The organism is Candidatus Planktophila versatilis, assembly GCF_002288105.1.
Lineage (GTDB): Bacteria > Actinomycetota > Actinomycetes > Nanopelagicales > Nanopelagicaceae > Planktophila > Planktophila versatilis.
Genome location: NZ_CP016774.1, coordinates 970,479 through 992,124, shown reverse-complemented (window position 1 = coordinate 992,124; position 21,646 = coordinate 970,479). Strand labels below are relative to the sequence as shown.

The window sequence follows — 21,646 nt, the reverse complement described above, 5'->3', positions numbered from 1 at the left end:
CGTGAGTACAGATACGCCAAGACCACCGCTAGATACCGTGCAGATCTCTGAAAAAATCTCGCGGTACTGGCGAGTAAGCGTGGTCGAAGTCACGGGTTCCACGCAAGAAGATTTACTCAATCTTGTACAGCGGGCAGAGGCACGCACCGGCGATGTTCTTGTTACCAATTATCAAAGTGCCGGACGCGGAAGACTTGATAGAACATTTGAAGCACCGCAAGCATCAGCACTTCTATTCTCTTTTTACATTCAACCAAAGCGAGATCAGAGTGAGTGGTCGCTCTTACCTCTCATTGTTGGGCTCAGTACAAGTTTCGCACTCTCAAGACTTGACCCTCAAGTAACCTCATCACTGAAATGGCCTAATGATCTTTTCATCAGTGGCTTAAAAACTGGCGGAATGATTGCTCAAACGGCTGATGATGGCATCATTATTGGAGTCGGAATTAATGTCGCGATGCAAGAATCAGAACTTCCTGTTGCCCATGCAACTTCACTGTCGTTGCAAAATTTTGGTGAACTCAATCGCAATGTCATCTTGGCAGCGTTTCTTAACGAATTTTCTAATCTTTTAGAACGCTGGGAAGCCGGTGAGGATCTCCGCCATCTCTATCTCGAACGCTGTAGCAGTATCGGTGCGAAGATCCGGGCAGAACTTCCAAGCGGAGTTATCAAGAGCGGAGTCGCAGTCGGTATCAGCCCAAACGGGGAGTTGATTCTGGAAGATGGCTCACGAATTACTGTTGGAGACATCGTTCATCTACGATAAGTCAGTGAACGAGCGATTCCCAACAGTTGGCGTCATTGGCGCGGGCCAGTTAGCGCGCATGATGGTTGCACCAGCTTCGGCGCTCGGAATCAATCTCCTTCTTTTCGCACAAAGTGCAGATGATTCAGCGGCTCAAATTAATAGCCATGTGATTGGTGATTACACAGATTTAGAGGCGCTCAAGAGTTTTGCTGCGCGCTGTGATGTCATTACCTTTGAACACGAACTTGTGCCGCTACCAGTCATTAAAGGACTTGAGGCAGCAGGTGTACGTGTGTATCCAGCATCATCGGCATTTGTCTATTCACAAGATAAGGCAGAGATGCGTAAGAAGTTAGCAAATTATCAAGCACCAGCGTGGAAGGTAATCACTGCCACATCTGAAGTAGATCAGTACCCATTGATTGCAAAGGCCATTTCAGGCGGCTATGACGGGCGTGGAGTATGGAAGGTTAATTCTCAGGATGAATTGGCTGAAGTGTTAAAGCACACCCCAAAATTATTGATTGAAGAGCTGATTTCATTCGATTCTGAGATTGCCGTCATGGTTGCACGTTCCCCTCACGGTCAAGCAACATCGTGGGCCCCAACACAGACCGTGCAAGAAGATGGAATCTGCACCATGACCATCACGCCCGCACCCTGCATCTCTGATGAGATTGCAGAACAAGCGCAGAAGTTGGCGCTAGATATTGCAGCCGAAGTAGGCGTCATAGGAGTAATGGCAGTTGAGATGTTTGTAAAAGGCGATCAACTATTCATTAATGAGCTCGCAATGCGTCCACATAACTCTGGACACTGGACCATCGATGGTTCTCGAACAAGCCAATTTGAACAACACCTGCGCGCAATACTCGATCTTCCGCTTGGTGAACCTGCCATGACTCACGAGTATGCGGTGATGGGAAATATTTTAGGTGGCGATAAAGCCGATATGTATCGCCCATATTTACACCTGATGGCTCGAAACCCAGACCTTAAGTTTCATCAATATAAGAAGGAAGTTCGAAAAGGGCGCAAGATTGGTCATGTCACCGCAATCGGCTCCGACCTTCTACAATTAACCACAGATGTGCAGCATGCACGGGACTACATGAGCGGGGCAATCGATGAGTAATTCTAAAGATGTAGCGATAATCATGGGCTCTGACTCTGATTGGCCAGTCATGGAAGAAGCTGCCAAAGTTCTTGACTCATTTGGTATCTCTTATGAAGTAGATGTTATCTCTGCCCATCGCATGCCACTCGAGATGGTTGATTTTTCCCAAAAGGCGCAAGCAAAAGGATTTAAGGTAATTATTGCTGGTGCTGGTGGGGCAGCTCATCTACCCGGCATGGTCGCATCGCTCACAACACTTCCGGTAATCGGAGTCCCTGTTGCACTGAAGAATTTAGATGGAATGGATTCGCTACTTTCAATTGTGCAGATGCCTGCTGGAATTCCGGTTGCAACTGTTGGAGTAGGAAATGCAAAGAACGCGGGAATCCTTGCCGCACGCATTCTCGGAATTTCTGATGCAGCTATCTCTGCCAAGGTTTCAGAATCTCTCAAAGCAATCAATGAAGAGGCAAAAGCAAAGGGCGCTCAATTAAGCGCCCGTCGCAATCAAAAAACTGGTTTCTAGTCAGTTCGACCTAGTGCGTGTACGCGCCAACCAGCTGCACGCCAGAGATTACGATCGAGCATATTGCGACCATCAATTAAGAATTTAGATTTCACAAGTTGTCCAATTACTGAAGGATCTAGTTCGCGATATTCCTTCCATTCCGTCAGGTGCAAGATAGCGTCAGCGCCTTTGACTGCATCGACTACCTTTTCTTGGTAATCAAGGTTTGGAAAACGCTTACGTGCAGGTTCTATTCCCTTAGGGTCATGAACGACAACGGTTGCACCAGCTGCTTGTAGTTGAGCTGCTATATCAAGTGCTGGGGAGTCGCGCACATCATCGCTATCGGGCTTAAAGGTCGCACCCAATATTGCAATCTTGTATTGAGTGAGGTCTTCTGAAAGGTCGGCGCGAACAACATCGATGACTCGTTGACGAGCTCGCATGTTAATTGCATCGATTTCGCGTAAGAATTCAAGTGCTTGATCTGCGCCAAGTTCCTGCGCGCGCGCCATAAAGGCACGGATATCTTTTGGTAAACATCCACCACCAAAACCAATTCCTGCTTGCAAGAATCGATTACCGATTCGGGGGTCATATCCAATTGCTTTTGCAAGAACTGTGACATCTCCGCCTGCTGCCTCGCAGACTTCAGCCATTGCGTTAATAAATGAAATCTTTGTCGCAAGAAATGAATTAGCGGCAACTTTGACAAGCTCTGCTGTTGGTAGGTCTGCGCGTATCCACGGAGTGCCAAGATCAATGATTGGTTTATAGACCTCTTTAAGAATTTGTTCGGCACGATCATTTACAACACCAACAACAAGGCGATTGGGGGTCAGAGTGTCTTCAACAGCAAAACCTTCCCGAAGAAATTCTGGATTCCAGGCAAGGTCTGCCTGTGGGGCAGATATTGCTAATTGATCGCGTAATAGTTGAGCAGTTCCTACTGGAACCGTTGATTTACCTACAACAAGTGAACCCTCTTTAAGATGTGGGGCTATTGCAGCAACCGATGACTTCACATAGGTCAGATCTGCGGCTAACCCATCTTTACTCTGTGGGGTTCCCACGCAGATAAAGTGAACATCGGCATCACTTACTGCAGAGAAATCTGTTGTAAATGAGAGCCTGCCAGTCTTCATCTTTGCTGCAAGAAGGGTATCTAAACCTGGTTCATAGAATGGAAGTTCTCCACGAGAGAGAAGATCAACCTTGCTCTGATCTGTATCAACTCCAACAACCTCGAAACCGAGTGAGGACATACATGCTGCGTGAGTGGCGCCAAGATAACCACAGCCAATCACCGAGAGCTTAAGGGTCATGCGCAGGAGTCTATTGCAGCCATAATTGAAATCTCTCCATTTTGACTACTTCTTAGGAGCGCAGGGATTCTCCGCCGCCGTCTTCGTCTTAAATTTATCGATTTTGATTGGCGCAGCTGTAGCACTTGGTGAAGGCTTTACCTCATCTATCAGCGCTTTATCATCACGAATACGTGTCCATAAGTCTGCGGCTAGCTCTTCATCCCAAATCACAACTGAGCCAACAACTGGATCTCTTCCATTGGGGTTAGAAATTGGAACGGTTAGCGTGCGCACATTGCCGGAAGAGAGATTACGCATCTGCTTTGCCAAGGTGAGCAGGTCATTCTTGCTCACACCAGAATCCATCTTCACTGTTGAAATAGTTGCGTTATAGAAATTTGCTAATTTAATTGGGTTTAGCAATACACCACTGCTTGTGGCTTTGCGTAAGACCGAACTGACAAACTTCTGTTGACGCTCCATGCGTCCGATATCTCCGCGACCATCGTAATCACGTGTTCGCACATACTTAAGTGCCTCAATTCCACCCAAGGTGTGCGTGCCGGCGCTCAGTACTAAGTGGCTCTTTGGATCATCGATATCAACGCTGGTACAGACTTCAATTCCACCCAGGGCATCAACTACACGAGTAAATCCGGCAAAGTTTACTTCGACGTAATGGTCAATCTTTAAATTAGTCTTGGTCTCGATAGTTTGGATGAGTAGAGGGGCGCCACCGAAGGCAAATGCTGCATTGAGCTTTCCAGGGCGTTCAGAAATATCTGTCGTTCCATCTTGGCTCTTATGTGCGGGAACTTGAACCAAGGTATCTCTAGGTAGGGAGACGATAAATGCGGCATCTCTACTCTTACTAATGTGAATTAAGAACATTGTGTCCGAGCGTCCACCGGCAGCAACTGCTGTACTGCCCACCCGTAGCGCTTGAATCTCTTTCTTGCTCAAACCTTCGCGAGAGTCAGATCCCACAACCAAGTAATTAAGGGCCCGAGAAGTTTTTTCAGGACGGTCTGTGAGCTTTCCAAAAACATCGATACGCGAGATTTGACCACTGACTTGACCTAATCCAACCCATGAAAGCGAGGCTAGTATTACAACACCTAAAGAGAGTGATGTAATTATCCGAATCGCCCGAGTAGATTTCACATACGTAGATTACTTGCACGATAGCGTGGAGGGGTTATGGCGACACCAATGCAAGAGTTAATTGGCTCACCGCACCCATCAATTAGCGTGATCTTGCCTGTGCTCAATGAGCAGTCACATCTGGAGAGCTCAGTTCGCTCGATACTTTCACAAGATTACCAAGGCCCCATAGAAGTCATTTTGGCAATCGGTCCATCAAAAGATAGAACACTAGAAATTGCAAAGCGCATAGCTTCGGCAGATTCACGAGTTGTGATTGTAGAAAACCCAACGGGCAAGACAGCGATGGGTCTGAATCTTGCACTTCGGCAATCATTGAATCCAGTTGTGGTGCGAGTCGATGCCCATGCTGAGATTCCCCAGAATTACCTCTCCTTAATAGTTGAGGTGCTAAATAAGACTGGCGCTGTCAATGTCGGCGGTGTTATGGCCGCTGTTGGGAAAACGATCTTTGAAAAGACTGTTGCAGGTGCAATGCGCAGTGCATTCGGAGTTGGTGCATCACGTTTTCACACTGGAGGAGAAGCGGGGCCTGTAGATACTGTCTACCTCGGAGCTTTTCGCAGAGAGGCCCTGATTGCAATCGGCGGATTCGATGAACGATTTACACGCGCTCAAGATTGGGAACTCAATTTTCGCTTACGTGAAAATGGAGGAGTCATTTACTTTGATCCCCGACTTCACGTGACATATCGCCCACGGTCAACAGTGCGCGCTCTTGCAAAACAATACTTTGAATACGGGCGCTGGCGCAGAGTAGTTTCTAGAAGACATAAGGGAACAATCAATTATCGTTACCTAGCGCCACCGGTTGCACTCGTTGGGTTCTTAGCATCAGCAATACTTGGACTACTCCTTTCGCCAATTCTTTTTTTCCCAGCTGCGATCTATACGCTCTTTGTCCTGGGAGCCGCAGTAAAGATTTCGTCTTCAATTCGCGAATTCTTTCTATTACTACTTGTGTTACCCACAATGCACTTCGCGTGGGGTGCTGGATTCATATCTTCCCCAAAGACTCTCGTGCCTTCATCGGAGTAAGTAGCAACAGGCTGCGGTAGCCTTTCGCACGTGGATAAACCAGTTGTAATTTACGAACCTTTCCGCGCTGGCTTGCCGCCGATGCGGGAATACTTCGCCTCCCTGTGGAGCCGGCGTGCGTTTATCTCAGAGTTTTCTCGATCAGGGCTACGCCAACAAAATTATGGATCTATCTTTGGTCAGCTCTGGTTGATTCTCAATCCATTGCTCTTATCCGCGGTCTACTTCTTACTTATCTACGTTATTGGCGGCAGTAGTGATGCGACTCGGTTTGGACACCTCACCGCTACGCTTTTTCTCTTCTATTTAATTGCAAATAGCCTCACAGGTGGAGTCAAAGCAATTACCTCGGGTGAGCGCCTGATTCTCAACACATCATTTCCGCGCATCATGCTTCCAATTTCAGCCACTGTAATTGCCCTCTTTAAATTTTTACCTACCGTCGTTGTCTTCACGGTAATTCACCTTCTCATTGGTTTGCCATTTTCGTGGCAGATGCTCTGGGCAGTTCCAATCCTGTTTATTGCAGTTGTGATGGCACTTGGGATGTCGATTCTTATTTCATGCATCAATGTCTATTTCCGAGATATTTCAAGTATTTTGCCTTATCTGACGCGCAGTCTTCTGTATTTATCTCCAATTTTGTATGAGGCAGACAGTATTTCTGAAAGTATCAAGAAATTTGAAATTCTTAACCCCCTCTTCTATCTACTTGATTCATGGTCACGTGTTGTTGTGCATGCTGAGGCTCCATCAATGAATGGGCTCATTCACGCATCACTGTGGGCACTCGGACTTTTATTGATTGGCTCCTACATCTTCCTATCGAGGGAGCGTGATTTCGCTGTCCGACTTTAACCACGAACATGCCCAGCATGGCATTGCTGTTTCGGTGCGAGACCTGGGACTCACGTACACAACATCAATCGAAAAGAAACCAACGTTAAAGGCGCGCTTCAAATCTCTTGGTCGAGGCAAGAAGTACACCCGAATTGTTCCTGCACTCACCGATGTAAACATTGATGTTCACTATGGCGCTGTGCTTGGAATTATTGGCTCTAATGGAGCGGGTAAATCAACGTTGATGCGTGTGATTTCAGGAATCATTCCTCCCTCACAGGGGCGCGTTGAGGTCTATGGAAGTGTCAGCACACTGCTTGCACTCGGCGTTGGCTTTAATCCATCAATGACAGGCCGCGATAATGTCTATCTCGGTGGTCTGGCAGCAGGAATGTCTCGGGAAGAGATCGATAACCATTTTGATGCGATTGCCGATTTTTCAGAACTTGGGGAAGCAATCGATGCTCCGATGCGCACATATTCTTCTGGAATGTTTGCTCGCCTAGCCTTCTCAGTAGCTGCCGTAGTTGAACCCGATATTTTGATTATCGATGAAGCGCTCAGCACAGGTGATGCGAAATTTAAAGAGAAGAGTCTGAACAGAATTAAGGAGTTGCGCAGCGCAGATCGTGCGCTCATTCTTGTCAGCCACGCACTTGCCACTATCGAAGATATTTGCAATGAGGTCATCTGGCTTAATAAGGGCAAGCTTATGATGCGTGGAAACCCTACGGAAGTCATTACTGCCTATCGTGAATTTGTTAACGCTAGAAAGAGCGCATCATCTGATGAGGACGTTTAAAGCCTTACTCTTAGTTTTCTCCATCTCATTTGCTGCAACATCGACCGCTACAGCAACCGCACCTCTCCAATTTTCTTTTACGGGTTCCGGATACGGCCACGGCGTTGGAATGAGTCAGATTGGAGCCAAGGCTCGTGCTCTCTCAGGTGAAAGTGCCACGGCAATTCTTAATTACTATTACAAAAATGTGCAGATTGCGCCGATAGTAGATACCCAAACGATTCGAGTAAATATTGGTCGCGCTCTAAAGTCAATTTCATTTGTCAGCGCTACACCAGATTCAGCAGTGCAGATCTTTAGCGGTGACATTGCAAGTGCACAAGATGCTCTACCCGCACTGACCTTAAGTGCCAAGAAGAAGATAACTTTCAACGTTGATGGTGCATTCGCTACGGGTGAAGGCCTGCGCGCCAAAGCCTTCACCATTAGGTGGAGTGGACCTTCGTCAGTCATTACATTTTCACAGCCAGGTAGTGTCGTGAAATACAGGTATGGGCAGATTCAAGTGAAGGTAGTAAAAAGCGCAATGGAGGTCACTAACACACTGGCCCTTCGCGATGAGTACTTATGGGGGATTAGCGAAGTTCCGTCATCTTGGCCTGCAGCTGCACTTGAAGCACAGGTAATTGCTTCGCGTTCTTACGCTCTTTCAAAGCTTGGAAAAATTAACTCTGCATGCGACTGTCAGGTTTATTCACATATTGCAGATCAGAACTTTGTGGGCTTTTCTAAAGAATCTGAACCGAGGTTCGGTCAGTTCTGGAAAGCGGCAGTTTCGCGAACAATCATTGACACTTCCACAAGTCTGGCAATTCTAAGTAATGGAAAACCAATACAGGCTTACTTCTTCTCATCCTCAGGTGGCGCAACGCAGACAACCCTCGATGCCTGGGGGCAGGCAACGAGTTATACGCAATCAGTAGTTGATCCTGCGGGGCTAGATCCTAAAAACAATCCTCGCTTTGCTACCTGGAGCGCATCGGCAGATCAATCTCTAGTTGCCACTGCCTTCCTGCTCGCAGACATCGTCACTCTTGAAATAATCTCCCGAAATACTGCAGGGGCAGTTACCTACATCAAGGGCACAGCAAGTGATGGGTCAACCAAATTATTGAGGGGCGATACTTTTAGAAGTAGAGTAAAGATTCCTTCGCCCTACTTTAATTTAGCGGGTTAACGCTCGATTATTAGTTGGCGTGCAAGACGGAGTTCAGGCCGCCCCAGGTACCGGTGCGCATCACAACTTCAAGGCCACCACTCAGTGAGTTACGACGAAATAGCAGATCATTTGCACCTGAAAGTGTGCCAGCTTTAACAACTTCACCATCAGGTAACTTCACCTTGGCAGCTGCTGTGATGTAGGTACCGGCTTCAATGACGCAGTTATTGCCTAGTGAAATTCCTAAACCAGAGTTAGCACCCAGTAGGCACTTTTCACCCACCGAGATAACTTCCTTGCCACCGCCGCTGAGGGTTCCCATAATCGAAGCACCACCGCCAACATCTGTGCCATCTCCAACAACTACACCTGAAGAGATGCGACCTTCGACCATCGACGTTCCAAGAGTTCCAGCATTAAAGTTAACAAATCCTTCGTGCATCACAGTTGTGCCAGGTGCTAGGTGGGCACCTAAACGAACGCGATCAGCATCTGCAATGCGCACACCACTTGGCACGACGTAATCAACCATGCGTGGGAATTTATCTACCGAGATAACACTCACGTGAGCATGCTGGGCTTTCAAACGTGCACGGGTAATTTCAAATCCCTCAACAGCGCACGGTCCAACTGAGGTCCAGACAACATTGGCAAGTAGCCCAAAAATTCCATCGAGTGATGCACCATGTGGCTTAACCAAGCGGTGTGAAAGTAAGTGCAGTCGCAGGTATGCATCGCGTGCATCTTTCGGTGCTACCGCTAAATCAATTTCAATCGAGACTAGCTCTCGAGTTACTCCTCGCGCATCATCTGAGCCCACCATTGATTGCAATGATGAATCAGGGGCGCCAGCAATGGCTCCAAGTGCCGGCGCAGGAAACCAGACATCGAGCACAGTTGTGCCGGCAAGAGTTGCGATTCCGTGGCCATGAGCTAATGAAGACATGTTCCAAGCCTAACCCCTATCCTGTGTGTCATGCGCATTGCAGTGTTTTGTTCTTCATCACCGTCGATTGATTCGAAATATATAGACCTAGCCTTTGAACTTGGCGCCGGTATCGCCGAGAGCGGCGCCGAATTGGTTTCAGGGGGCGGTCATATCTCTGCTATGGGCGCAATTTCACGTGGAGCTCGCAGTAAAGCAGGGCGCACCATCGGGGTGATACCGCAGAAGTTAGTTGATATTGAATTTGCAGATCATGAGAGCGATGAATTAATTGTGGTCGACTCTATGCGCACCCGTAAGGCAAAGATAGAAGACCTATCCGATGCCTTCATTACCCTCCCAGGTGGGCTCGGCACGCTAGAAGAACTCTTTGAAATATGGGTTGGGCGCTACCTTCAATTCCACGATAAGCCAGTGATCATTCTTGACCCACATGGTATTTATCAGCCACTACATACATTGGTGGAGCATCTAGAGAATGAGAATTTTGTGAAACCTGGAATGCGCGATCTCTTACATTGGACAACTACGGTTGAGCAAGCACTTGATTATGCACACGGGAAAAAGTAGATGGCGATTAACACGCTAGCGATTTCGCTCTCCATTCCAGCACCTCAGATTGAAGTGTGGAAGGCGATTGCGGATTGGCCTTCACAAGGACAGTGGATGCTGCAAACAAAAGTCTGGGTAACATCAGAGCGCACTTCAGGAGTTGGCACTTCCATTTCTGCATTCACTGGGCCACTTCACAAGTTCTATCCTCGAATTAAGTCACCAGGATTACTGGACCTCATGACTGTTACTCGCTGGGAGGAGCCAGCTCGATGCGATGTTGATCATCATGGAAAAATTCTTAAGGGAAGCGGTTCTTTCATTCTCACCGAAGAGGGTTCACATTCCACGCGCTTTGATTGGTCAGAAACAATCGTGGCACCGCGAGCGCTCTTTTTGCTGATTGCCCCTTTTCTATATGTGGGTGTACGCATATCCCTCGCACGATTCGCACGTTCATTTCACTAAGCACTCAACAATTACTACCTCACCGAGTAATCTGTATCCCGTGAGCAACCCTCAAACACTGGCGCAATTGCTCGCCTCGCTACCTGAGGAAGAGCGATTCATCCTCACCTTGCATTACCTTCGATCCAAGAGCAGTGCAGAAATTGCAGCGCTCCTATCAGTTCCTGAGAAATCGGTTATCGCCGTAATTGAAAGCGGAAAGAAGCGGCTCACCGCCTTTTTGGGCATGTAATTGCCTCGATTTCACCCCGGGCTCATTCTGCGAGATACTTCTCCCCACTGTTCACGCCCGTGCGCATCATCACCCCGTCGTCTCAAGGAGTCCCCACTATGGCAGCTATGAAACCTCGTACTGGTGATGGACCCATGGAAGTCACCAAGGAAGCGCGCTCGCTCGTCATGCGTATTCCGCTCGAAGGTGGAGGCCGTCTGGTCGTTGAACTTAATCCTCAGGAAGCAAACAACCTGAGCGCAGCCCTTGAGGCTGCAGTTGCTCTTATTAAGAAGTAGAGCGGACCGAAGAAATTCTTCACGCAGTTGCTCCTGAATTAGATTCTCTTATCGGAGCAGATGTTCTTGTACTGGGATACATTCAATCTAAAGATGGCGAAATCACCTTTGTTGGAAGCAAGAAGTTACTCAGTAAAATCGAAAAGTTCTTTGAGATAAATTTGGTTGATGAAGTTTCATTCTTTACGCCGACCGGTAAAGCGGGAGAAATAAACGAGATTCCAGTTCTTCACGATGAGGCCACAGTTGATCGCCTTTATCTTCTCGGTCTCGGAGATCAATCGCTGACCTCTTATCGCACGGCCGGCGCTGCAATCGGGCGCAAGGTGCGCGGAAAAGCAATAGAAATCATTTCACTCTGCGCCGAGAGCGCTCCTGAAATTAAAGCGCATGGAGTTTCCGCTCTTCTAGGTGCGTATTCGTGGAGCTTAAAGACAGGTAAAGAAGTTGAGATTCCTCGGATTGGTATTGCAACTCTTGATGAAAAAATTGTTGCTCGTTCATCGGTCATTGCAAAAGCGCTCTATACCGCGCGAGATCTAGTCCATACGCCATCAAATATTAAGAATCCGCTGTGGATGGCGCAAGAAGCGAAGAAGATTGCAGATGAATGTGGATTGGCGATCAAGGTATTAGCCGGTAAGCAACTGGCTGAATTTGGGGGACTACGCGCCGTAGGAAACTCTTCACCAATACCTGGACCACGCTTTATTGAACTTTCCTATATTCCAAGGATGCGTGGCAATTCAGCCGCGGCGCTACCTCACATTGTCATTGTCGGCAAAGGAATCACCTTTGATACCGGTGGTGTTTCACTTAAGCGCCCCTATGAATTTATGACAGCGATGAAGAGTGATATGGCGGGGGCGGCTGCCGCCCTTGCAACTATCAGCGCACTTCCACAATTACAACCCAAGGTGCGAGTAACCGTCTTGATGATGTGCGCCGAAAATGCACTCTCGGGTAGTGCGCAGCGACCATCAGATGTCATCACGCAATATGGCGGTACCACTGTCGAAATCATTAATACAGATGCCGAGGGAAGACTCGTTCTTGCCGATGGGCTTGCTTATGCGGTGGCAAACCTCGACCCGGATTACCTGATTGATATTGCAACACTGACAGGTTCTGCAACCCTTGGGCTAGGCCGCCAATATGCCGCCCTGTATTCGCGCGATGAAAAACTTGCTAAGAAATTGATGGAGATCGGCGAGGAAAGTGGCGAACGTGTCTGGCATATGCCACTCATCGATGATTACGCCGATTCCCTCGACAGTGATGTGGCAGACCTAAATCACGCAGCAGATAAGGGAGATTACTCTGCCGGATCAGTCACCGCAGCCTTATATCTCGAACATTTTGTCGGAGATAGTCGCTGGGTGCACCTCGATATCGCCGGAACAGGGCGTAGTGAAAATGACTCTGGAGAAAATGTGAAAGGCGGCACTGGATTCGGCGTGCGTTTATTCATTGATTGGATAGTGTCTCTCTCATGAACATTGACCCGCATACCTATGCAGAGACATTTATTGCAGAAGGCACTGTGAAAAGTGCGGCGCGTGCGCGAGGAGAAGAAAATGGAGTCATCGATGTCTCCCAAGGAACGGGTGCATATCTGCGCCAACTTGCTCATCAAATTAAGGCACAGTCAGTAGTTGAAATTGGAACAGGATCTGGAGTTGGTTCACTCTGGCTACTTGAGGGAATGCTTGGAAGCGGAACTCTGACATCGATAGATGATGAGATGGAACATACGTCGATTGCAAAAATCGCTCTAGCCGAAGCAGAAATCGCACAGACTCGAATTAGATTTATTACCAATGCGGTTATGGATGTCATGACAAAGCTCACCGATCGCGCCTATGACCTGGTTGTCTTTAGACACAATCCGGAGGATTTAAGTTTTGCCATCTCTGAAGCACATAGAATCCTTCGAAGTGGCGGCGTCTTTGTGATTGATAATTTTTATGGTGGTGGCAAGGTTCCGGACCCAGCCCAGCGCGATCCGAAGACTATTGCTCTGCGTGAGGCAGGAAAAGCCGTAAAGGCCGATACTGATTCGTGGGTGACATCACTAATTCCAATCGGGGATGGATTGTTGCTTGCAACAAAGTTGTAGCAGAATTTATAGAGTGAGGTTCATCAAGTGAGTGATTTCGATAGCAAGCCGTGGTGGGAAGCGCCCGCACCAAAAGGCTTGAATAAAACAATCTCTCTTAAATCTGCAATCGTTCTTGCACTCGGTGTGGGTCTTATTGCAGGTACATTTACAGCTTCCTCTACTGGATCGCTCTTTGGCCGCTCGGTAAATCTTGTTAAATCTTCATCGACAATCGAACGCCCGGTTGGATCTGTCGCCGAAATCGCCCAACGCGTTCTTCCATCAGTTGTCTCCATTGCGGCAAATTCAAAAAATGGTGGCGCAACTGGTTCTGGATTTGTTATCGACAGTACTGGCTACATCCTGACAAATAACCATGTGATTGCTGGATCAGTTGAAAGCGGTGGGGATATCTCAGTCAGTCTCAATGATGGGTCTGAGTATTCAGCGAAAGTCGTAGGTCGAGATAGTTCATATGATCTGGCAGTTCTGAAAATTACTGGTGCAACTCTCAAAGCCTTGCAATTCGGAGATAGCGATAAAGTTGCCGTGGGCGATTCAGTAATTGCTATTGGCTCACCACTCGGACTCACTGGCACAGTAACTCTCGGCATTATTAGCGCCAAGGATCGCGCAGTAACTGCCGGAGAATCGCGAGAAGACAATTCATTTATCAACGCGCTGCAAACCGATGCGGCAATTAACCCGGGAAACTCAGGTGGACCACTAGTCGATGCAACAGGTTCAGTCATTGGTGTTAATTCTGCAATCGCCTCCCTTGGATATTCAGCAAGTTCTCAAACCGGGTCTATCGGTCTTGGATTTGCGATTCCCATTAATCAGGCACGTAAGACTGCAGAGCAGTTAATTAAGAATGGCAAAGCGACATATCCTGTTATTGGAGTCTCAGTTGAGATGAATTACAGGGGCGAGGGTGCCCTCATTGCAAAGACAGGCGTTGCAATAGTTAATGGTGGAGCCGCAGATAAAGCTGGGCTTAAGGCTGGAGATATCATCACTGAATTCGGCGGACGCGCGATTGGGTCAGCTGAAGAGTTGATTGTTGCAATTCGTGCGCAAAATGTGGGCGATAAGGTAGAGATAATCTTTAAGCGTGGATCTGAGACCAAGAGCGCCATACTGGTTCTGACTGCATCAGAGTAAAGAGATAGGCTTTCCACATTATGTTCTTTGACTTTGGTGCTGGTGAAGTAATCGGGCTCGCTCTCCTTGCGATGATTCTTTTGGGTCCTGACAAGTTGCCACAATTCGCCGTTGATGCAGCAAAGATGGTCAAGAAAATCAAGAATTTTGCATCCACAGCCACAAGTGAACTTAAAGAGAATCTAGGGCCAGGTTTTGAAGATTTACAGCCTTCTGATTTACACCCTAAGACATTTATTAAAAAACAGTTAGCCAATGCTCTCGAAGAAGATAGCAATCCAAAGAAATTAAAGACAAAAGCACAGATCGATCCCGATCTCCTATGAGCACCTTAGAACTCATTCACGCAGCACTTGCCACCGTGCAAGACCCGGAACTCCATCGAGCTCTACCTGAACTGGGCATGGTGAAATCAGTTGCGCACAATGGAACAACGGCCGAGCTAGAGATTCTGCTCACCATTACTGGGTGCCCTATGAAGGATCGTCTGACAACTGATATCGAGAAGGCTGTTCTGGCAGTTGATGGAGTTTCAGAAGTTTCCATTACTTTTGGAGTGATGGATGAAGAGCAGCGGGCAAATATCAAGAAGTTACTTCGTAATGGCCGTGAAAGCTTTATCTCATTTGCGCAAGCTGATTCACTTACTCGTGTCATTGGTGTTGCATCTGGAAAAGGCGGGGTCGGAAAGTCATCACTGACAGCAAACTTGGCAGTCGCCTCTGCCCAGAAAGGGCTACGTGTCGGCATTCTTGATGCTGATGTCTACGGCCACTCAATTCCCCGCTTGATGGGATTAATTGGTCAACGCCCCACAGCGATAGATCAAATGTTTATTCCACTTGAATCCTTCGGTGTGAAGACTGTTTCGATGGAGATGTTTAAACCTGAACGCTCTGATGCCATTGCTTATCGCGGACCGCTTCTACATCGCGTTCTGGAACAACTCTTATCAGATGCCTATTGGGGCGATCTTGATCTGCTCTTTATCGATCTTCCGCCTGGTACCGGTGATCTTGCGATATCACTGGGGCAATTAGTTCCCACATCAGAGATTGTCGTCGTAACAACTCCGCAAATTGCCGCAGCCGAAGTTGCAGAGCGAGCAGGGCGAATTGCCCATCAGATTCATCAACGTGTTATTGGCGTGATTGAAAATATGTCAGCCTATCCATGCGCCAAGTGTGGTGAACTGACATCACTCTTTGGCGAAGGCGGGGGAGAAGAAACATCTAAACGGCTATCGCAATTGGTTGGATCAGATGTTCCACTGCTCGGCAAAGTTCCATTTAGCCCTGAACTTCGCGAAGGTGGAGATGGTGGAAGCCCGGTAGTTATTTCGGCTCCAGAAAGTCCAAGTTCTCAAGTGATTAACGAAATCGTTGGCAAGCTGATTGTGCGAGAGAAATCTTTACTTGGTGTCAGACTCGGGCTTGCGTAACTCTTCCACAATCTCTTTGGCAAGATCGCCCAGCTCATTGCGTAAGTAATCGCGCGTAGCGACATCACCTAGTGCAATACGCAAGCTTGCAAGTTCACGGGTGAGATATTCAGTATCGGCGATACTACGAGCATTCTGTGCGCGGTCTTCATTAAGTGAGATGCGATCTCTATCCGCCTGGCGATTTTGCGCAAGAAGAATGAGCGGAGCAGCGTAAGAAGCCTGCAAAGAGAGAATGAGAGTCAGAAAGATGAACGGATAATCATCAAATCTCAAATCACGTGGTGCCAGTGCGTTCCAAATAACCCAACTAAGCACAAATACTGTCATGTATACCAAGAAGCGAGCAGTCCCTAAGAAACGCGCAAACTTCTCAGAAAGGCGGCCGAATGCCTCGGGATCGTAATTGGCACGAAGTGATCGACGGGTCTCGCGTGGGGTATCTAAACCATTGTTACGTGCCATCATCAGAGCTCCTTCGGTACATCGTGTGAATCTTCAAAACTTGTATCAATACTTTCAAGGGCGGCAGTTGTTGTTGCTGAATCTCGGTGGTCATGTCGCCAGTTTTCAGGAAGCAAGTGGTCTAGGACGTCATCGACCGTTACTGCGCCAAGCAGGCGATCATTTGCATCGATAACCGGCAGGGAGAGCAAGTTATAACTAGCTAAGTATGAGGAAACAGCATGTAAAGAGGCATCGGGGTTTACGCCTTGGGTATTGGTATCAACGATTGATCCCAAGAGCGTTGATGGACGCTCACGCAGTAGCCGTTGGTAGTGCACCATTCCGATAAATCGCCCAGTAGGTGTTTCTAGTGGTTGGCGGGCGATAAATACTTGTGATGCTAGTGCAGGTGAAATTTCACTCTGACGCACGGCTGCCAGTGCATCTGCAACGGTGTAATCAGCTGACATCACGATTGGCTCTGTCGTCATCATTCCACCGGCTGAATAATCTTCATATGTCATCAAACGCAAGACATCTTCCGCATCTTCCGGGTCCATCAAGTTAATTAATTCTTGTGCACGTTCTTCACCGATTTCGCGCAACAAGTCTGCTGCGTCATCAGGATCCATCTCCTCCAGTACATCGGCAGCACGTTCACCTTCGAGTTCAGCAAGGAGAGCCACGCGCTCAGCTTCATCCATCTCTTCTAGTACATCGGCAAGACGTTCGTCATTGAGTGCACGCGCAACTTCAACGCGGCGTTTAGGTGCCAAGTCTTGAATCACGGCAGCTAAATCTGCCGCACGCAGATTGCTTAACGTTGAAAGCAAATTTGAAACACCTTGATTTGATTCGTGTTGCGCAAAGCCAGTGACATCTTCCCATGCAAGAGTTGATGTTGCTCCTTTACGGCGGAAGCCATGGCCTTTGCGCATAATATGAACGCGAGTGATGAGCCAATCACCTGTGCGGTTCTGTTCCATAGCCATATCTTCCACAAGCACAGCTTCATTATCTTCAATCACTGTGATGGTGCGGTCGAGTAGATCACCTAGTACGAGTAATTCACCAGTGCGGGTATCAAAGCGGCGCATATTAAGAAGCCCAGTAATCACAACGGCGCCTGATTCAATTGATGTCACACGGGTGATTGGAACGAATACACGACGGCGAAGTGGTACTTCAACTACTAAACCTAGAATGCGCGGTGATTGGTTATTAGAACGCAGGGTCGCCACAGCATCGCGCACCTTGCCGACTGGATCACCGTTAGGGTCAAAAACTGCAGTTCCGGCTAAGCGGGCGAGAAATATTCGATTGCTGTTATTTCCGCTCATGGGATAAGAGTAACGGGTGACCTATCGGCTAGGTTTGCGCAATGAACTCATCTGGGAAATCATCGGCCGGCAAAGGTATCGATAACCACACTCAGATGCCTGCACGCCCCGACCTGATTCGCCTCATTATCGGAGTGTGTGGAGTCGGCTCCTCAGGGCCCCTAATTGCAATGAGTGCGATGCCGGTACCCACATTGATTTTCTGGCGAAATTTCGGAGGCGCGCTACTTACTCTGCCATTTGCACTGCGACATAAAGTCACTCGCACAGGTGTTCAATTAGCTGCACTTGCGGGAGTGTTGCTCGCTCTGCACTTTGTAGGATTCTTTTTATCAATGCGTATGACGAGTGTTGCAGCAGGTACAGCCCTGGCTGCAACACAACCTATCTATGCCGCCTTCTTTGTAAAACTCACAGGGGGCCACATTCCAGGTAAAGCATGGGTTGGAATGTTTATTAGTTTTCTCGGCGTACTTCTTGTGACGGGCGTTGACTTGCAACTGGATAAAAAATCATTCTTAGGAGATCTGGCAGCGTTGGTAGCTGGTGCACTCGCTGCTGCCTATATGTTGGTAGGTTCGCGCGCACAGCAGCAAATGGAAACAACGTCTTATACGACTATTTGTTACTTCGTATGTTCAATTACCGCACTACCGATGGCCTTACTCCTTGGCTATGAAGTGATTCATTTTTCAGCCAGAGAATGGTGGATCCTGCTGGGTCTGATTTTGGGAGCGCAACTCCTTGGCCACACGGTATTTAACTCAACGCTTAAGCGGGTATCTCCTGCAATTGTTTCGATGATTGTCTTCTTTGAAGTACCTGTAGCAGCAATTCTCGCCTTCATCTTTGACATTGGAAAGCAACCAACTTTAAGTATTATTCCTGGAGTAGTTCTTATCCTTCTTGGTTGTGGACTTGTTGTATTAAGGAATACAAAAGAGAGTAGCGTGGAACTGTGATAGACCTACACACTCACACAACCTGTAGCGACGGTACTGATTCCCCATTCGCGCTAGTTAAGAAAGCACTTGCTACCGGCGTTACCACTCTTGCCATCACCGATCATGATTCCACTGCTGGATGGAGTGAAGCAATTACCGCGCTGCAACCTCAAATTGAACTTGTCTTGGGTGCAGAAATTTCTTGCCTGACTTCAGATGGAATTAGCGTGCACATGCTCGGACTTCTCTTTGATGGCGAAAACGCTGCGATTCAACAAATTCTTGCTGATTCACGCGATACCCGTATACCTAGAATGCGAAAAATGGTTGAACTCCTGCGTGCTGATGGCATTGATATTTCGCTAGCGGATGTGCAGGCGCAGACTCCAGCAGGTGCCACAGTGGGTAGACCACACCTAGCAGATGCGCTTGTGCGCAAAGGAGTAGTCGCAAGCCGGGATGAAGCTTTCTTAAACTTGCTCAATAATGAATCCAAATACTATGTAACTCACGCTGCGCCCACTCCGGTCGAAGCAATTCGCGCAATTCATGCTGCGGGGGGAGTGGCAGTCATTGCTCATCCTTTTGCATCTCGCCGAGGGCAAATCATTACATCAGAGACATTTGCTGATTTGGTTGCTGCGGGGCTGAATGGCATTGAGGTAGACCATCGTGATCAAAATGCAGAGGAGCGCAAAACTCTGCGTGAAATAGCACAGGAGCTCAACCTTGTTATCACTGGATCAAGTGATTATCACGGCACCGGAAAACTTAATGCAATGGCAGAGAACACAACACTTGCGGCACAATGGGAAGCCTTAGAAGCGCAAGCAGATGCACGAAGGGTGGTACGAGTATGAATTCAATGGGAACAATTACCTTTGCCACGCAAGCTTTTGTCACACTCTTTGTCATTATGGATCCACCAGGAGCTACGCCAATATTTCTTGGTTTAGTGGGAGACAAGACTCCGCGCGAGCGAGTGCGATTAGCATGGCAGGCAGCAGCTGTTTCGCTCTTTGTTATTGCAAGCTTTGCTTTCTTCGGACAGTTCATTCTGGAATATATGAATGTCTCTATCGAGGCGCTGCAAGCAGCTGGAGGGTTACTTCTCCTCTATGTCTCATTACAACTTCTCACTGGCACATCAAAAGGCGGAGCTGATCAGAAAAGCTCCAATATCGGAATGGTGCCACTTGGTACTCCACTCCTTGCTGGCCCTGGAGCAATCGTTGCAACCATGATTTATGTGCAGAAGGCAGATTCGACTGCGCAGTTCATAGGATTAGCCGTGGCAATTGTTGCGGTGCACCTGATTATCGGAACAGTTCTGATGGCATCGACCAAGATTGTTGGTGTGATTAAAGATGCTGGGGTCACATTGTTGGCAAGTATCGCTGGGTTGTTACTTGCGGCAATTGCAGTACAAATGTTGGCAAATGCAATTAAGGCATTTACCGCAAATTAGCTAGATATTCGCTTAGTCCGAGTGCGTTCGCGTTTTACCTGCGGAGCTGAACTCTTTGGTGCACTCTTTGCGGGCGCTGCTTTCTCAACCTTGGGTGCACGTACCTTCTTGAGACTTCCAGTTGAATCGCGCGGAATGTCGAGCATTTCATATAGGTGATCTGAAGAGGAATATGTCTCAAGTGGTTCAGCGAGACCTAATTTAAGTGCGGTATCAATCATCTTCCAACGCGCCAGGTCATCCCAGTCGACGAAGGTTACTGAAATACCGTGGGCGCCAGCTCGCGCAGTACGACCAATGCGGTGCACATATGTCTTCTCATCTTCTGGGCATTGGTAATTAATGACGTGAGTAATACCATCGATATCAATTCCACGTGCTGCAACATCTGTTGCAATCAGGACATCTGATTTACCAGCCTTGAAATCATTGAGCGCCTTTTCGCGCGCAGATTGCCCGAGATCACCGTGGATAGTTGCCGCGTTAAATCCACGCTCTACTAATTCATCTGATGTCTTCTGTGCGGTGCGCTTGGTGCGACAAAAGACAATAGTTGGCCCGCGACCATTGGCTTGAAGAATACGTCCAAGTAGCTCGATTTTATCCATGGCGTGTGCTCGAATCACGTGCTGCACAATGCGAGAGACAACTGCGCCTTCATCCTCATTATCTTGCGTGCGAATGTGCACAGGCTGGTTCATGAAGCGACGTGCTAAAGCAATGATGTCTCCAGGCATGGTCGCTGAAAAGAGCATCGTCTGCTGGCGAGCAGGAGTACTAGTAAAGATTTTCTCAACATCAGGTAAGAATCCGAGATCAAGCATTTCATCGGCTTCATCCAGAACTACTCGCGAAACGTTCTTCAGTGTGAGTTGTCCTTGACGATATAAATCTAACAAGCGACCTGGGGTTCCCACCACAATCTCGACGCCCTTTTGTAGCGCTTCAATCTGTGGCTCAAATGCCCGGCCGCCGTAGACAGCCAAAGTGCGAATTCCGCGGTTGAAGGAGAGCTCTTCAATATCTTTGGTGACCTGAACGCAGAGCTCGCGCGTTGGAACAACAATGAGAACTTGCGGATGCCCCTGATTAGCTAGTTGTGACCAATCAGCATCATTGGGTGCAATCACGCGCTCAATGACTGGAATTCCAAATGCGAGGGTCTTACCGGTACCGGTCTTTGCTTGGCCAATCACATCGCCATCGGCAAGTGCAATAGGCATGACCATCTCTTGAATAGGAAAAGGTGAAGTAAAGCCATGTTCATTGAGCGCATCGATTGTCTCTTTGCGAAGTGGTAAGTCTGCGAAAGTTATCGACACTTAGTTGGCACCGAAACCGACGCGACGCTCGGTTGGTTGCCCGATTTCTACATAGCCAATTTTCTCTGCCGGCACGATAACTTCATGGCCGCGAACATCTGAAAGAACAAGGGGAGTAGCGGATGTAAGGGCGGCAGTGACTGCGGCCTTGATCTCTTCGGGAGCCATTGGACATTCAAAGGAGAGCTCGCTGCTGACGTGTGTAATGGAGATGCGAACTTGTGATGCCTTATCTGTTTTCTTTGTGCTCATAGCCC

Annotated in this window: 26 protein-coding genes; 19 read left to right on the top strand and 7 right to left on the bottom strand. The window is 48.1% G+C overall.

Going from position 1 to position 21,646, the window contains the following annotated elements; genetic code table 11:
- Position 1: 1 nt before the first annotated feature.
- The 3 genes from A1sIA79_RS05090 to purE are packed head-to-tail and all read left to right on the top strand — an operon-like array spanning position 2 to position 2,394.
- A complete protein-coding gene (locus A1sIA79_RS05090) occupies positions 2-769 on the top strand; it encodes a biotin--[acetyl-CoA-carboxylase] ligase (RefSeq protein ID WP_190277044.1) in 768 nt (255 codons plus the stop codon).
- Positions 726-1,886: a 5-(carboxyamino)imidazole ribonucleotide synthase gene (locus tag A1sIA79_RS05085; RefSeq protein ID WP_095675123.1), complete on the top strand. Its 1,161-nt coding sequence runs from the start codon at positions 726-728 to the stop codon at positions 1,884-1,886. The genes A1sIA79_RS05090 and A1sIA79_RS05085 overlap by 44 nt, the downstream gene beginning before the upstream one ends.
- Positions 1,879-2,394 carry a 5-(carboxyamino)imidazole ribonucleotide mutase gene (gene purE, locus A1sIA79_RS05080; RefSeq protein ID WP_095675122.1) on the top strand — a complete coding sequence of 172 codons (516 nt, stop codon included), beginning with the start codon at positions 1,879-1,881 and terminating at the stop codon, positions 2,392-2,394. The genes A1sIA79_RS05085 and purE overlap by 8 nt, the downstream gene beginning before the upstream one ends.
- Here the strand turns inward: purE and A1sIA79_RS05075 are convergent.
- On the bottom strand, positions 2,391-3,701 hold the full coding sequence (locus A1sIA79_RS05075; protein WP_095675121.1) for a UDP-glucose dehydrogenase family protein: 1,311 nt from the start codon (positions 3,699-3,701) through the stop codon (positions 2,391-2,393). The genes purE and A1sIA79_RS05075 overlap by 4 nt on opposite strands.
- 45 nt (positions 3,702-3,746) lie before the next feature.
- Positions 3,747-4,847 carry an LCP family protein gene (locus A1sIA79_RS05070; RefSeq protein ID WP_095675120.1) on the bottom strand — a complete coding sequence of 367 codons (1,101 nt, stop codon included), beginning with the start codon at positions 4,845-4,847 and terminating at the stop codon, positions 3,747-3,749.
- 36 nt (positions 4,848-4,883) lie between these two features.
- Between A1sIA79_RS05070 and A1sIA79_RS05065 the strand changes: the two genes are divergently transcribed.
- From A1sIA79_RS05065 to A1sIA79_RS05050, 4 genes are read left to right on the top strand one after another with little or no spacing between them, the layout of a single operon-like run.
- A complete protein-coding gene (locus A1sIA79_RS05065; protein ID WP_095675119.1) occupies positions 4,884-5,885 on the top strand; it encodes a glycosyltransferase family 2 protein in 1,002 nt (333 codons plus the stop codon).
- A 30-nt stretch (positions 5,886-5,915) separates the two neighbouring features.
- A complete protein-coding gene (locus A1sIA79_RS05060) occupies positions 5,916-6,743 on the top strand; it encodes an ABC transporter permease (protein ID WP_095675118.1) in 828 nt (275 codons plus the stop codon).
- Positions 6,721-7,527, top strand: a complete 807-nt coding sequence (locus A1sIA79_RS05055) for an ABC transporter ATP-binding protein (RefSeq protein ID WP_223298137.1) — start codon at positions 6,721-6,723, stop codon at positions 7,525-7,527. Before A1sIA79_RS05060 ends, A1sIA79_RS05055 begins: the two co-directional genes overlap by 23 nt.
- Positions 7,514-8,704, top strand: coding sequence for a SpoIID/LytB domain-containing protein (locus A1sIA79_RS05050; RefSeq protein WP_223298333.1), 1,191 nt, complete (start codon positions 7,514-7,516; stop codon positions 8,702-8,704). The genes A1sIA79_RS05055 and A1sIA79_RS05050 overlap by 14 nt, the downstream gene beginning before the upstream one ends.
- Before the next feature lie 10 nt (positions 8,705-8,714).
- Here A1sIA79_RS05050 and dapD read toward each other — a convergent pair whose 3' ends face one another.
- On the bottom strand, positions 8,715-9,632 hold the full coding sequence (gene dapD / locus A1sIA79_RS05045) for a 2,3,4,5-tetrahydropyridine-2,6-dicarboxylate N-succinyltransferase (protein WP_095675117.1): 918 nt from the start codon (positions 9,630-9,632) through the stop codon (positions 8,715-8,717).
- 30 nt (positions 9,633-9,662) lie between these two features.
- Between dapD and A1sIA79_RS05040 the strand changes: the two genes are divergently transcribed.
- The 9 genes from A1sIA79_RS05040 (at position 9,663) to A1sIA79_RS05000 (ending at position 15,868) form a co-directional block, all read left to right on the top strand.
- On the top strand, positions 9,663-10,202 hold the full coding sequence (locus A1sIA79_RS05040; protein ID WP_095675116.1) for an LOG family protein: 540 nt from the start codon (positions 9,663-9,665) through the stop codon (positions 10,200-10,202).
- Positions 10,203-10,652, top strand: a complete 450-nt coding sequence (locus tag A1sIA79_RS05035) for an SRPBCC family protein (protein ID WP_095675115.1) — start codon at positions 10,203-10,205, stop codon at positions 10,650-10,652. It begins immediately after the preceding gene.
- Positions 10,653-10,692: 40 nt separating this feature from the next.
- Complete coding sequence (locus A1sIA79_RS05030; RefSeq protein WP_223298135.1) at positions 10,693-10,884, top strand: sigma factor-like helix-turn-helix DNA-binding protein; 192 nt, start codon at positions 10,693-10,695, stop codon at positions 10,882-10,884.
- Positions 10,885-10,982: 98 nt separating this feature from the next.
- Positions 10,983-11,162 (top strand): DUF3117 domain-containing protein, encoded by a 180-nt coding sequence (locus A1sIA79_RS05025; RefSeq protein ID WP_020045748.1) that lies wholly within the window; start codon positions 10,983-10,985, stop codon positions 11,160-11,162.
- Between the two features lie 161 nt (positions 11,163-11,323).
- Entirely contained in the window at positions 11,324-12,658 is a 1,335-nt protein-coding gene (locus A1sIA79_RS05020) for a leucyl aminopeptidase family protein (RefSeq protein WP_223298332.1), read from the top strand.
- Complete coding sequence (locus A1sIA79_RS05015) at positions 12,655-13,281, top strand: O-methyltransferase (protein WP_095675113.1); 627 nt, start codon at positions 12,655-12,657, stop codon at positions 13,279-13,281. The genes A1sIA79_RS05020 and A1sIA79_RS05015 overlap by 4 nt, the downstream gene beginning before the upstream one ends.
- Positions 13,282-13,308: 27 nt before the next feature.
- On the top strand, positions 13,309-14,427 hold the full coding sequence (locus tag A1sIA79_RS05010; RefSeq protein ID WP_223298331.1) for a S1C family serine protease: 1,119 nt from the start codon (positions 13,309-13,311) through the stop codon (positions 14,425-14,427).
- Between the two features lie 20 nt (positions 14,428-14,447).
- Complete coding sequence (locus tag A1sIA79_RS05005; protein ID WP_095675112.1) at positions 14,448-14,753, top strand: sec-independent translocase; 306 nt, start codon at positions 14,448-14,450, stop codon at positions 14,751-14,753.
- Positions 14,750-15,868 (top strand): Mrp/NBP35 family ATP-binding protein, encoded by a 1,119-nt coding sequence (locus tag A1sIA79_RS05000; RefSeq protein ID WP_095675111.1) that lies wholly within the window; start codon positions 14,750-14,752, stop codon positions 15,866-15,868. The genes A1sIA79_RS05005 and A1sIA79_RS05000 overlap by 4 nt, the downstream gene beginning before the upstream one ends.
- Here A1sIA79_RS05000 and A1sIA79_RS04995 read toward each other — a convergent pair.
- Positions 15,839-16,333, bottom strand: coding sequence for a DUF1003 domain-containing protein (locus tag A1sIA79_RS04995; protein WP_095675506.1), 495 nt, complete (start codon positions 16,331-16,333; stop codon positions 15,839-15,841). The two genes, A1sIA79_RS05000 and A1sIA79_RS04995, sit on opposite strands and share 30 nt — an antisense overlap.
- 2 nt (positions 16,334-16,335) lie before the next feature.
- Positions 16,336-17,655, bottom strand: coding sequence for a magnesium transporter MgtE N-terminal domain-containing protein (locus A1sIA79_RS04990; protein ID WP_095675110.1), 1,320 nt, complete (start codon positions 17,653-17,655; stop codon positions 16,336-16,338).
- Between the two features lie 41 nt (positions 17,656-17,696).
- Between A1sIA79_RS04990 and A1sIA79_RS04985 the strand changes: the two genes are divergently transcribed.
- The 3 genes from A1sIA79_RS04985 to A1sIA79_RS04975 are packed head-to-tail and all read left to right on the top strand — an operon-like array spanning position 17,697 to position 20,067.
- Positions 17,697-18,617, top strand: coding sequence for a DMT family transporter (locus tag A1sIA79_RS04985; RefSeq protein WP_095675109.1), 921 nt, complete (start codon positions 17,697-17,699; stop codon positions 18,615-18,617).
- Positions 18,614-19,459 carry a PHP domain-containing protein gene (locus A1sIA79_RS04980; protein WP_095675108.1) on the top strand — a complete coding sequence of 282 codons (846 nt, stop codon included), beginning with the start codon at positions 18,614-18,616 and terminating at the stop codon, positions 19,457-19,459. Before A1sIA79_RS04985 ends, A1sIA79_RS04980 begins: the two co-directional genes overlap by 4 nt.
- A complete protein-coding gene (locus A1sIA79_RS04975) occupies positions 19,456-20,067 on the top strand; it encodes a MarC family protein (RefSeq protein WP_095675107.1) in 612 nt (203 codons plus the stop codon). Before A1sIA79_RS04980 ends, A1sIA79_RS04975 begins: the two co-directional genes overlap by 4 nt.
- Here A1sIA79_RS04975 and A1sIA79_RS04970 read toward each other — a convergent pair.
- Complete coding sequence (locus A1sIA79_RS04970; RefSeq protein WP_095675106.1) at positions 20,064-21,389, bottom strand: DEAD/DEAH box helicase; 1,326 nt, start codon at positions 21,387-21,389, stop codon at positions 20,064-20,066. The genes A1sIA79_RS04975 and A1sIA79_RS04970 overlap by 4 nt on opposite strands.
- Positions 21,390-21,641 (bottom strand): DUF3107 domain-containing protein, encoded by a 252-nt coding sequence (locus A1sIA79_RS04965; protein WP_095675105.1) that lies wholly within the window; start codon positions 21,639-21,641, stop codon positions 21,390-21,392.
- Positions 21,642-21,646: the final 5 nt, after the last annotated feature.

Coding starts and splice junctions, on each gene's coding strand:
- A1sIA79_RS04985 (WP_095675109.1), top strand. CDS start 17,697: ATGAACTCATCTGGGAAATCATCGGCCGGCAAAGGTATCGATAACCAC.
- A1sIA79_RS04990 (WP_095675110.1), bottom strand. CDS start 17,655: ATGAGCGGAAATAACAGCAATCGAATATTTCTCGCCCGCTTAGCCGGA.
- A1sIA79_RS05000 (WP_095675111.1), top strand. CDS start 14,750: ATGAGCACCTTAGAACTCATTCACGCAGCACTTGCCACCGTGCAAGAC.
- A1sIA79_RS04975 (WP_095675107.1), top strand. CDS start 19,456: ATGAATTCAATGGGAACAATTACCTTTGCCACGCAAGCTTTTGTCACA.
- A1sIA79_RS05085 (WP_095675123.1), top strand. CDS start 726: ATGGCTCACGAATTACTGTTGGAGACATCGTTCATCTACGATAAGTCA.
- A1sIA79_RS04965 (WP_095675105.1), bottom strand. CDS start 21,641: ATGAGCACAAAGAAAACAGATAAGGCATCACAAGTTCGCATCTCCATT.
- A1sIA79_RS05050 (WP_223298333.1), top strand. CDS start 7,514: ATGAGGACGTTTAAAGCCTTACTCTTAGTTTTCTCCATCTCATTTGCT.
- A1sIA79_RS05065 (WP_095675119.1), top strand. CDS start 4,884: ATGGCGACACCAATGCAAGAGTTAATTGGCTCACCGCACCCATCAATT.
- A1sIA79_RS04995 (WP_095675506.1), bottom strand. CDS start 16,333: ATGGCACGTAACAATGGTTTAGATACCCCACGCGAGACCCGTCGATCA.
- purE (WP_095675122.1), top strand. CDS start 1,879: ATGAGTAATTCTAAAGATGTAGCGATAATCATGGGCTCTGACTCTGAT.
- A1sIA79_RS05025 (WP_020045748.1), top strand. CDS start 10,983: ATGGCAGCTATGAAACCTCGTACTGGTGATGGACCCATGGAAGTCACC.
- A1sIA79_RS05005 (WP_095675112.1), top strand. CDS start 14,448: ATGTTCTTTGACTTTGGTGCTGGTGAAGTAATCGGGCTCGCTCTCCTT.
- A1sIA79_RS05075 (WP_095675121.1), bottom strand. CDS start 3,701: ATGACCCTTAAGCTCTCGGTGATTGGCTGTGGTTATCTTGGCGCCACT.
- A1sIA79_RS05035 (WP_095675115.1), top strand. CDS start 10,203: ATGGCGATTAACACGCTAGCGATTTCGCTCTCCATTCCAGCACCTCAG.
- A1sIA79_RS05040 (WP_095675116.1), top strand. CDS start 9,663: ATGCGCATTGCAGTGTTTTGTTCTTCATCACCGTCGATTGATTCGAAA.
- dapD (WP_095675117.1), bottom strand. CDS start 9,632: ATGTCTTCATTAGCTCATGGCCACGGAATCGCAACTCTTGCCGGCACA.
- A1sIA79_RS05015 (WP_095675113.1), top strand. CDS start 12,655: ATGAACATTGACCCGCATACCTATGCAGAGACATTTATTGCAGAAGGC.